Annotated in this window: 8 protein-coding genes and 2 pseudogenes; 4 read left to right on the forward strand and 6 right to left on the reverse strand. The window is 65.5% G+C overall.

From position 1 onward, the window contains the following. Nucleotides 1–273: 273 nt before the first annotated feature. From H7F49_RS19845 to H7F49_RS18410, 6 genes are all read right to left on the reverse strand, one after another. Nucleotides 274–408, reverse strand: coding sequence for a hypothetical protein (locus H7F49_RS19845; RefSeq protein WP_268958996.1), 135 nt, complete (start codon nt 406–408; stop codon nt 274–276). Nucleotides 409–588: 180 nt separating this feature from the next. After that, on the reverse strand, nt 589–1,221 hold the full coding sequence (locus tag H7F49_RS18390; protein ID WP_185685024.1) for a tyrosine-type recombinase/integrase: 633 nt from the start codon (nt 1,219–1,221) through the stop codon (nt 589–591). Between the two features lie 171 nt (nt 1,222–1,392). After that, a complete protein-coding gene (locus H7F49_RS18395; protein ID WP_185685025.1) occupies nt 1,393–3,750 on the reverse strand; it encodes an alpha-amylase family protein in 2,358 nt (785 codons plus the stop codon). An 18-nt stretch (nt 3,751–3,768) separates the two neighbouring features. After that, complete coding sequence (locus H7F49_RS18400) at nt 3,769–5,325, reverse strand: hypothetical protein (RefSeq protein WP_185685026.1); 1,557 nt, start codon at nt 5,323–5,325, stop codon at nt 3,769–3,771. 286 nt (nt 5,326–5,611) lie between these two features. After that, on the reverse strand, nt 5,612–6,529 hold the full coding sequence (locus H7F49_RS18405) for an AraC family transcriptional regulator (RefSeq protein WP_185685027.1): 918 nt from the start codon (nt 6,527–6,529) through the stop codon (nt 5,612–5,614). Continuing rightward, nucleotides 6,529–7,773, reverse strand: a complete 1,245-nt coding sequence (locus H7F49_RS18410) for an alkyl sulfatase dimerization domain-containing protein (RefSeq protein ID WP_185685028.1) — start codon at nt 7,771–7,773, stop codon at nt 6,529–6,531. Before H7F49_RS18410 ends, H7F49_RS18405 begins: the two co-directional genes overlap by 1 nt. A 203-nt stretch (nt 7,774–7,976) precedes the next feature. On the opposite strand from H7F49_RS18410, the gene H7F49_RS18415 reads away from it, so the two are divergent. From H7F49_RS18415 to H7F49_RS19710, 4 genes and pseudogenes are all read left to right on the forward strand, one after another. Continuing rightward, complete coding sequence (locus H7F49_RS18415; RefSeq protein ID WP_185685029.1) at nt 7,977–9,131, forward strand: sulfotransferase family protein; 1,155 nt, start codon at nt 7,977–7,979, stop codon at nt 9,129–9,131. Between the two features lie 8 nt (nt 9,132–9,139). Continuing rightward, nucleotides 9,140–9,610: an SDR family NAD(P)-dependent oxidoreductase gene (locus H7F49_RS18420; RefSeq protein WP_185685030.1), complete on the forward strand. Its 471-nt coding sequence runs from the start codon at nt 9,140–9,142 to the stop codon at nt 9,608–9,610. Then, nucleotides 9,555–10,079 (forward strand): annotated as a pseudogene (locus H7F49_RS18425) (AAA family ATPase); the annotation flags it as partial. The gene H7F49_RS18420 and the pseudogene H7F49_RS18425, both read left to right, overlap by 56 nt. Before the next feature lie 85 nt (nt 10,080–10,164). Next, a pseudogene (locus H7F49_RS19710) lies at nt 10,165–10,291 on the forward strand (integrase); the annotation flags it as partial.

The raw sequence follows: 10,291 nt of genomic DNA on the forward strand, positions 1-10,291 counted from the left end.
GCGACAATCAGGATGAGAACGACGACCTTGCCAGCGACAATCAAAACAGGCACTGATCGACGCGCCGCGACAATCACATTCTCATCCTGATTGACGCGCAATCCTCATCCAGTTTGTCGCGCTACACCGCGCTCGTCCCGGAGAATCTCCGAAACGCGGCGGCGTACCAATCAGCACCACCACCGCGCCGGCGAGGCCGTCCCCCAAAACGGGAGCAACTCGATCAACACTACGGCTGATCACCGGTAAATAAGAACCGCCAGCCAGGGATTTTTAGGCGCCCACATCCAGGGAAACTTCGGTGCCCGTTGACAACTGGGTCTTCCGGGCGAAGCGGCGCATGTTCATGTCTTCGATCATGCGTTGCCGCAGCGAGCTGGCGGGGGCATCGGACAGAACGTTGGTCATCGTACGACTCCTTGGTTGAAAGGAGCCGCGATCGTCTGCCTACTCGCCGCAGACCTCAACTTCGACCAGGCTGCAGATCAGCGGGCTGACCTCAAGGCAAGCACCACTCCCGCGCCAGCGGGTTCGTACAAGTCCCAACTCCCGCACCCAGCCCGTCACCGGACACGGGAGCCGATGAGTTCAGATCTCGGTGTTCTCAGCGAGAGCGAGCGCATCTTCCACGTCAATGCCGAGATAGCGGACGGTGTTGTCTATCTTGCTATGGCCGAGAAGTATCTGGACGGCACGCAGGTTGCCGGTCGCCCTGTAGATGATCGAGGCCTTCGTGCGTCGCAGTGAATGAGTGCCATATTCGCTACTCACCAAGCCCACCCCTGTGACCCATTCGTCGACGAGCCTGGCGTACTGGCGAGTACTGAGATGTCCGTTGCGATCGACGCGGCTGGGAAAGACGTAGTCGTCGATGGTGCCGCACCGGCGGTCAAGCCACGTAAGAAGGCTGGCCCGGGTATCTGCTAGGAGCTCGAACTGGACTGGACGCCCGGTTTTCTGCTGCATCACGATTGCCCGCGTGCGGATTTGTGTGCCGCTGACAAGGTCGGCGATCTTCAGTTGCACCAAGTCGCACCCGCGAAGCTTGCTGTCGATGGCGAGGTCGAACAGTGCTCGATCCCTCAGACGGCGACGCTGGTTGAGATAGAACCTGATCTCCCAGATTTGCTTCGGCTTCAGGGCACGTTTGGCGCCGACGGTTCTACCCGCGTTCCAGACGGGGCGCTTGGTGGCGTTGGTTGCTGTTTCAGGCATCTCCATGATCGTTCTCCAATGGCCAACACGGCCATTTGGAGAACGCCTGGTCGACGACATGGGAGGATCGCTGACGTATGCCGAACCAGATGGCGCCGTTCGCTTTCGTCCTGAGAAGATCCGATTAACGGCTGTTCGGGATAAGCCGCAGACGGGCATCAGCTGATCCGGCGCGGTTCATGCCGACGGCAAATGATGCCCCTTACTGAGGTCGCACTGCCCGGGCGTAACCGGCAGATCTTCGTCCCGATGCCTCCAGCTCAACCCGAGCAACGTGGTTGGCTTTGGCTCTCGACGTGTGTTCTTTACCTGGGCTGGGATAATGTCGACCGCGATCACCTCATGCAGCGCCACGTGCGGCACGGTAACGGTCAAGCGCGAGCCGGACTGCCGGAAAGTGGCGTTCCGATCCGCCTCCAGCAGCCTGATCCGCGAAGGTCTGGTGTTGTTCGGCAGCTCGAGGTTCACCACGAAGGGCCCTGCCGGCACGGTCTCGTGCATGTATCCACGGACGGCAGAAGGATTGTTGAGGTTGACCAGATGGGCAGCCAGTGACCGCTCCTGCCGGAAGTAGCTGACGTCGATCAGGCCTGCTCCCGAGACCGTCATCGGCTGCGGTCGGCCCGACGCCCATGTCACGGCGTTGCGCAGGAGGATCAGATGATCGCGCGGGCCCTGTTCCCAGAACAACTGCTCCAGGTTGAACGGGAAATAGACCACGCGGCCCTGGCCGAAGGTGCGGACGAAAGCCATCGGATCGTCCGAGGCGGGTTCGCGCGGGTAGGCTTCCTCCGCCGGCTGGTCGGGGTAGCTGCGGATGAGCCTCAGCGGGTTCTGCGGCGGGACGTTCGCCGACTTCACCCGGACGATGCGGGTGCCCCCCACGATCCGCGGCGTATCGTCGAGCCCGGCCGTCAACGGGTGTGGGCCGTGGATGCCGATGTAGGAGTTTTCGACCTTGCGATCGACCTGCCCCGCATAGTCGCAGCCGAACAGGTCGGCGAGGCCGAAGTTTGTCCGCTCGGTTCCGTCCTCGGTGTAGAGCGAGGTCTCTCCGGAGGCCACGATGGACCCGCCGCGCCTCACGTACTGGCGGATGCTGTCGCACTGGGCGTCGGACAGGCAGGCGATGTTGGGAAGCAGGATCACGCGGTAGCGGTCGAGGATCGCGGGATCGAGATCCCGGTCATCCACCAGGCTGAATGGCACCCGTGCCTCGAGCAGCGCCTGGTAGGCTCCGTTGAGGGCCGCCTCGTTGCCTCCGGCGGTCATCGCGCTAACCGGCTGCAGGTTGACGCTGCCGCCGGAGCGATAGGTCGAATTGGTCTGCAGCGATTGCAGCACGGCGACATCAGCGAGGTTGTCGGTATTGCGGAAGTACCGCTCGTTGCGCGCATGCCAAGCGAAGGCCTGCTCTATCGGCGCGACCCAGCGCTTGTCGAAGACTTCGGCCTTGAACTTGATCAGCCAGGGCCGGAAACCCTGGGCCATGCCGTCGTGGAGGAAGGTCAGGGTCTCGTCGATCGACTGGACGGAGTCCTTGAACTCCATCTGCGCCACGTTGACGCTGCCGCTGATCGGGCCGGCCCCCTGCATGATGCAGGCTGCTTCCTTGGCCCCGCGTCCGGCGGACCACACAGGATTGCCGGCGGCGCGCTGCTGCTGGTCGGCGTAGATGGCGCGGAAACTCGTGCGCAGCCGCTTGGGGTCGAGGCGCTGCCACGACGACCCCGGGGCGAACAGGGCTTGCGGATTGATGGCCCGCGCCGCCGCGTTGTAGGCTTGGATCTGATCGAAGCGCTTGGCGTCACTCCAGCGGTTGTAGGCGATCAGCGCCGGGTCGCGCCGGTTGAGCAGGTTCGGGGGAAGGTCCAGGCCGGTCGCGGCCCGGAACTCGGTCTTGCAGACATTGCAGTAACAGATCCCGACATGACCACCCGACCAGCGGTTGCCGAAGATCCCGTCAACCGGATATCGGCTCATGATCTCGCGGATGACCTCGGGCACCCAGCCGAAGCTGAAGGGCCCGTTCGGGCAGCTGAGGTACAGGGCCGGATCATCGGGGTGCTTTCGCGGCTTGCCGTCGCCGCTGCGGGCGACCCACTCAGGATGGGCGGCCAGAGCATCGGCATGGACCACGCTGGGATCCACCCTGGCGAGAACGCGCAGCCCCATGGCCTTGCACGCCTTGGCCAGATCCCCGAACGGGTCGCTCGCCCCGAGAAAGGGGCTGCGCCGGTGGAACGGGACCTCGGTCGGGTAGAATGCCGAGATGCCGCCCGCGCTGAGGCAGACCCCATGGGTCTGCGTGCGCCGCATGAAGTCGAGCCAGAACTGCGGATCGTAGCGGCCGGGGTCGTCATCGGTGAAGTTGATCTGAACCCATCGCATCGGCTGCCAGACCCAGTCGGGCTGGTCGCCTGCCAGCGCCCGGGGCAGGCCGAAGGGGCTCAGCCCGGCGACCCCGGCAAGAGCGGCTGCGCCCTTCAGGATCGTCCGGCGGTTCGAGGTCAGATCGAGCATCTGCTCCGTCATCGGTGGCACATCCCAGGGTCAAGCACCACACGCGGCGTTGTTGGCCTGCGGTATGGCGATGTACGTGACGCTGTAGGGCGCTAGTTCGATCCGGCCGGACTCGGCACGCGGCGCCATCGGGGGCATGCGGTCGTCCTTGCCGACGGTCAGCAGCCGACCGTTGAGCAGGACGGCCTTGCTCTCCAGCCCCGGGGCCGTCAGCGCATAGACCCTGGCCCGGCCCTTGATAGAAACGGCGTCGGCCCCGTCTTTCATGTTGAGCGCCAGCAGCGCAACGCCGCCGCGGCTGCCCCGCAGGCAGTGGGCATAGATGTGCAGCCCCGCCTGGTTCGGCCCGGCGTCGAGCACGCGCTGGCCCATCAGCCTGCGCCACAGGACCGCTGGCCAGTAGCTGGCGTTGGGCTCGAGCGTCTTCTCGTCGATGATCCCGTTGCTCCCGCTGATCAGGGCATGGGTGAACATCGCGTCGAGCCCGCCCCTGGCCAGCCGGGCATGGGTGTCGGCGTAGCGGAACGCATCGAGGAAGGTCGGCTGCCAGATCAGCCCGCCGCAGGCCGCGCCGCCGGTCTCGGTCAGCCAGATCGGGGCGCCGGGGGCATACTGGTCGCGCAGGGCCTTGAACCGGGCAAGCTCCGCGTCGGGGCGGGCAAGCCACTCTTCGCTGAGCGCGCGATCGGCGCTCATGCCCAGTGGCGAAGTCGCCGGCGCGCAGCGCTGGGCCAAGGCCGGATAGAAGTGGTACGAGACGATGTCCCATTGCGGCCTGGGTGCGGCAGCGGCGTACTGTTCGGGCGGCGTGCCCAGGGTCACTCCGATACCCAGCATGGCATTGCCCGGACCGGCCAGGCGAACGCCGGGTGCCGCCTTCGCCATAAAGGCGCGGTAGGCCGCATAGTCACGAGCGTAATCGTCCGCCGAGAACCCCTTGGGGATGCGCGGCGGCTCGGGCGCATTGGGCTCGTTGAACAGCTCTGCGGCATAGATCCGGCTGCCGATCGACCGGGTATAGGCCATCCACTCCTGCGCCATTTTCGGCGTCCAGGCATGGTTGTCGTCACGGACGCCCGCGCTGTTGGCAAAGCTGGTCAGCACCTTGGCGTCGACCGAGCGGGCGAAGCGCAGCGCTTCCTTCCAGCGCTCGCGGGTCAGGAGGACGGTGAAGCCCTCGGGCACCTTTGCCGGCGGCGGGCTGTCGCTGTTGTGGAAGTAGACCGAATTGGCAGTGGTGCCGCTATAGCGGATGTACAGCGGCGCGAGTGCTTTGGTGAGGTTGCGCATCCGCCGCGTGTTGAGGTTCGCGGCAGCGCGCGCCTCGCGGACCTCCGCAAAGTCCGCAGCCTGCCGGCCCTTGGGCATGGCATCATAGGCTTTCCAGGTCTCGCCCCCGGTCAGGTGCGAGAAGCCGATCTGGTAGGACTGGAAGCGCTCGTCGGTCTGGCGGACGAAGGGCAGCCGGGAGACATCGATCGCGCGCACCTGCGTGGGCTCCTCGGCATGCACCGGCACGATACCCGGCTCGCAGGCAAGCGCCAGGATCGCGCAGATGGTGCCGCACAGTTTGCGGGCGTGGAACATCCGGGACTCCCGAGCGAACAAGGTGTTGTTTCACAGGGCTAACACCCCGGCGCCCCGCAACAAGCTATCAACTCAGATTTCGCTGCGGCGATCGGACCGGTGGTCCGTGACATCGCCTGCACGGCCTTGCCGGAGGCAGCGCGATGTCCGCTTCAGCTTTTTTCGCGCTCAAGCCTGCCTGGTCAGCTATGCCTCACGCTCATTCGTTGCACGGGTTTGGCCATGCGCGCGAGCCAGCATCGCTTCGGTGCCGATCGCCTGCAGGTTTGCCAGTCGTGCTAAGGGACTAACCCGTGCCCAGTCGCTTCCGAAACTGCCCCGGTGTCACTCCAGTCGCCTTGTGAAAAGCTGCGCAGAAGCTCGACTGCGTTGCGAAACCGAGCGAGGCGGCGATCCGGGCCAGTGGTTCTGCCGTGTAAAGGCGGCGTTTGGCGCTCTCGATCCGGACCTGAGCGAGATAGTCCGCGGGGGAGCAGCCCCGGCTGGCGCGGAATGCCCTGGCGAACTGACGCTGGGACAGACGGCATATCGCCGCCAGGTCCTGAACGCTCGGATGAGCTTGCTCCGGGTCTGACAAACGTGCCTCGATGAGCCTGAGCCGCCATGCGGCCAGACCTCCGCGCTCATCAGGCTCGCTTGCCGCACCCAGATAGCGACCCAGCTCTATCGCGATCTGCTGCACGATGACGGAGCACAGCTCACGATGCCCTTCTCCCGGATTGCGCAGCTCGTGATTGAGCCTGGTCATCAACTGGACGAGCACCTCGCAGGCGATGTTTAGCGTCGCCTCGAGCCGGCGGTCCGTCCAGGCGAAGTCAGGCGGGAACCACCGCTCGACGCTGTCCGCCCGCAGCGCGCATATGAGAGAGGCATGCCGTCCGCCCGGACTGCGCAGCTCGAGTGCCTGTTGCGGAGGAAACGCGAGCAGGGAGCCGAGCTGAGCGAACCGGGCCGTGCCCCAATGATCGGTGTAGCGGCCGAGAGCGTTCGGTCGGCGCGGCGTCAGGCACAGGTCCAGCCAGTAGACTTCGTCCCGACGGAACCGATGGCATGCCGGTTGCGCATGATTGAGCCGGGCTATGACGACAATCGCGTCCGCCAGGTTGATAGAAGCCTCGATCTTCAGCCGTGGGTCGAGGCCAAGCCGAGGATTGCCCCACAGAGCCGTGGGGTCAGCTTCGATTGGCTCCCCTTCGTCCTCCATCACCGGTCGAGGAGCTCGATTTCCGATGCGATCCAGCGGCGCTCCCACAGGTTGTGCCCGCCGGTCTGGCGGTCGAGCAGCAGCAGAGCATCACGCTTGGCCGTTCGCGCCACGGGCGAGGCAGGGTCTGCCGCCAGAGCGATATCGATGAGGTGGAGCGCTTCGAGCGGCTCGCCGCGGTCCAGGAAACCAACTGCGCACTTGACGATCCTATCCGACCCACCGGCGAGCTCGACCAAGGCAGGGGCAACCCTGGACGGTGGAACGGCATAGAGCTCGGTCGTGCCGCGGGCCGGGTCGAACCACCCCGTGTACTCGTGCCAGATCGCCCGGACGTTCCAAGCCAGCTTGCCGTACTCCTCGGTGAGTGTCAGTTCGGGCGGGGTGCGGATCTCGCGCATCAGTGCGCGCAGATCCTTGCCGGCGTTCATGCCCTCGATCGTTCGGTCGTGAACCCATTGCACCGCATCGGCAATGCGAGCGGTTTGGGCCAGGATGTGCTCCTCGCCCTCGATCACCTCGTGGCCGGTCAGCATCAGAACGGGCCGGAGGTCTCGCAGGCGGCGCACGGAAGTGACGAATTCCAGTGCCGAGCGCGGCCGGTCGCCGCGCAGCGTGTTGAGGTTCGGGTGATTGCCGAACAGCGGGCCGAACAGGTTGCCCACGATCGCGATCCGGTCCTGCGGGAGCCACACGATCAGCGCCGAACGAGTCTCCCCGCCCGGCGTCCAGATGAGCTCGAACCGCCGGCCGCCGAGATCGAAGGCATAACCCTTGTCGCCAACGAGCCGGTCGGGTGCAATCTCCATGGTAGGCACCATGTCCTCGGTCCGCCCGGTGATCGCGCCGAAGATGCGGCGCGAGCCGCGGCGGTAGTGCTCGGACAGCATCGCGGCGGTCCGCCGCTCCTCTGGGTGCAGCCGGTGAGCGATGATCTCGGTCTCGGGTGTCTTGTAGACTTCCAGCCCGCCGTACTGGTTGGCGTGGCTTTGGGTCAGCACGATCCTGCGCACAGGCGCCGCAGACACTGCGGAAAACAGCGGTTGGGCGCGCCGCGCATCGGCCAGCGTCCCGGCATTGACCAGCACGTTGCCGTCGGACGTCGTGACCAGATAGCTGTTGCCCACGCCGCGCGCTTCCCAGATCCCGGCACCGCGGTCGATCGCTGCCTGTTGGTCACGGCCGGACTGGACCATGCGGGCCGCTCGCAAGGTCCCGTGCGACAATCCTTCCTGCTGCGCCACCCGCTTTCTCCTTCCCAACCTGACGCCACGCTTGCTCGGCAGGGTGCGCGCCCTGCAAGCGTCCAGCGCCTGCCGGCTCCAGGCTCATGACGATCATGGCCGACACGGAACAGAGTGTCCATCAAGCGACATTCCCTCGTGTTGCCAAGCCAGGGGATGCTCGTGTTCGTTGTCGCCTCCAAGCCAGACACCATGGAAGCCCGATGAACCTGACCCTTGACGAGATTCTCGAAGGCGCCCGTGGCAAGACCGGCGGCCTTCCCGATCCGGACTCCGGCTCGTGGCGTGAGGGCCTCGGGATCCTGCTGCGCGATCATGCGCGCGAGAACCGTCTGACCGAACGGGGGTGGGCGAGCGTGCGCAACCGCTATGTCGATTGCCTGGCCTCGCGCATAGTGGTCGACGACTGGCATCGGCGCCATCCGGACCTGGCAAGCACCCCGATCGAGCGGCCGGTGTTCATCCTCGGCATGCCGCGGACCGGGACGACCATGCTCAGCTACCTGTTCGAGTCCGATCCCGCGGTGCGCTCCATGCTTAGATGGGAAGCTTACAATCTGGCGCCCCCGGCCGCGCCCGGAGCCCTCCGCTCCGACCCGCGCTGCCTGGCCGAGGTCGCCAAGGACGAGGGCATCCTCAAGGCCGCAGCCAAGGTTGCCGCCGCGCATTTCGAGCCGGGTGACAGCCCCACCGAATGCGTTCACCTTGTCGCGCAGGACTTCCGCTCGATGATGCTGGCGGTCACCACGACGACGCCGACCTATCACGACTGGCTGTTGTTCACGGACATGGAATCAGCCTTCGCCCATCGAAAGCGCGCGCTCCAGATCCTCCAGTCGACCAACCCGGGCCGATGGGTGCTGAAGATGCCGTCGGACGCACTGTTCGTGCGCCAGATCTTCAAGACCTTCCCCGATGCGCGCGTTGTCTGGACCCACCGCGATCCCTACGCCGCCGCGGCCTCGGCGTTCGGGATGCGTGGGGCCACGCGGGCGTTTTCCGAGGTGGATGCCGGGGCCGAGTACATGCGGCGCCATTTCCCGCTGCAATTCGCCTTGCATCTGGCGCGGCCGCTCGAAGTGAGCCGCGAACGACCCGGCGATTTCTACCACCTCTACTACGACACGCTCATCGGCGACCCCGTCGCCGAGATGCGCCGGCTCTACCGCTGGCTGGGAGATGCCTTCAATCCCGAGGCGGAGAGTGGAATGACCCGGTGGCTCGCGGAGAACCCCCAGAACAAGCACGGAAAGCACCTCTATTCCTATGAGGAGTGGGGCCTGACTCGCGACGACATGACCCCGTACTTCGCGGACTATCTGCAAGTGCATCCCGTCGCCAAGGCGCCGCTGGCATGAGCCGCGGGATGTTCGATCTGGCCGGCAAGGTCGTGCTCGCGACGGGGGCCAACAGCGGCATCGGTCTTGGATTCCTGATGGGGTGCGCGCGTCAGGGCGCTGACGTGATCGTCTGGGGGCGCCGGGCCAAGCGCAATGCAGAGGCGCTCGCAGCGCTCAAGCAGGCCGGTGCCGGGCGGGTCCATCACGAGGCCGTGGACGTCGCCGAGGAGGAGGCCGTCATTGCCGCTTTCGCCTCGAGCCTGGCCGCGCTCGGCAGGGTCGATTGCGTATTCGCGAATGCCGGCTTCTCGAGCCGCGCGGCGTCCTTTGCCGACCTGACTACCGAGACTTACCACAGCCTGCTCAACGTCAACCAGCACGGCGCCTTCTACACCTTGCGCGAGGCAGCGCGGCACATGCGCGATCGGGCGAACGCGGGTGATCCTGGCATCGACCCACCGCACCATCGCCATCCAAGGTGTAGCAGGTGCCGGTAAGAGCAGTGTCCTGAAGCCCGTGGCGCAGATCCTCGGTGAGGAAGGCAAGGAGATCATCGGGCTCGCGGTTCAGAACACTTTGGTGCAGATGCTGGAGCGCGATACCGGCATCACCTCGATGACTTTGGCTCGGCTGCTCAAGAGCTGGGCGCCACTGCTGGAAGACCCAGGCAATGCCGGTCTTCAGGCTGAAGCGAAGGATGCGCTCGGCGACCGGGTGCTGGTCCTCGACGAAGCTTCGATGGTCTCGAACCACGACAAGGAACGCCTCGTGACACTGGCCAACCTTGCCGGCGTCCGGCGGCTTGTCCTTTTAGGCGACACGCGCCAGCTCGGTGCGGTCGATGCGGGCAAACCCTTCGATCTCGTCCAGAAGGCGGGCATCGCGCGCGCAGACATGACCACCAACCTGCGCGGCCGGGACCCGCAGCTGCGTCTCGCCCAGGCCGCTGCTCAATCGGGCGACGTCCATAACCCCGGCAGCTTGGGCGGCAGGTCATCCAACAAGGGAATTTTCAAAGCCCACATTCGCGGAGAATTACACGCCCACTGACACCCAGTTCGACTATGTGCGCCATGTCGCTCGGTTTGCCACTTATCTTGGCCGTCCTCCCGATACCGCGACTGTCGAGGATCTGCGGCAATTCCAGGTTGAACAGCGCGAGGCGGGCCTGGGCATCC

This window comes from Novosphingobium aerophilum (assembly GCF_014230305.1).
Lineage (GTDB): Bacteria > Pseudomonadota > Alphaproteobacteria > Sphingomonadales > Sphingomonadaceae > Novosphingobium > Novosphingobium aerophilum.

Bases quoted from the DNA above. Each gene is read 5' to 3' on its own strand.
- H7F49_RS18420 (WP_185685030.1), top strand. From the start codon at position 9,140: ATGTTCGATCTGGCCGGCAAGGTCGTGCTCGCGACGGGGGCCAACAGC.
- H7F49_RS18405 (WP_185685027.1), bottom strand. From the start codon at position 6,529: ATGGAGGACGAAGGGGAGCCAATCGAAGCTGACCCCACGGCTCTGTGG.
- H7F49_RS19845 (WP_268958996.1), bottom strand. From the start codon at position 408: ATGACCAACGTTCTGTCCGATGCCCCCGCCAGCTCGCTGCGGCAACGC.
- H7F49_RS18400 (WP_185685026.1), bottom strand. From the start codon at position 5,325: ATGTTCCACGCCCGCAAACTGTGCGGCACCATCTGCGCGATCCTGGCG.
- H7F49_RS18395 (WP_185685025.1), bottom strand. From the start codon at position 3,750: ATGACGGAGCAGATGCTCGATCTGACCTCGAACCGCCGGACGATCCTG.
- H7F49_RS18390 (WP_185685024.1), bottom strand. From the start codon at position 1,221: ATGGAGATGCCTGAAACAGCAACCAACGCCACCAAGCGCCCCGTCTGG.
- H7F49_RS18415 (WP_185685029.1), top strand. From the start codon at position 7,977: ATGAACCTGACCCTTGACGAGATTCTCGAAGGCGCCCGTGGCAAGACC.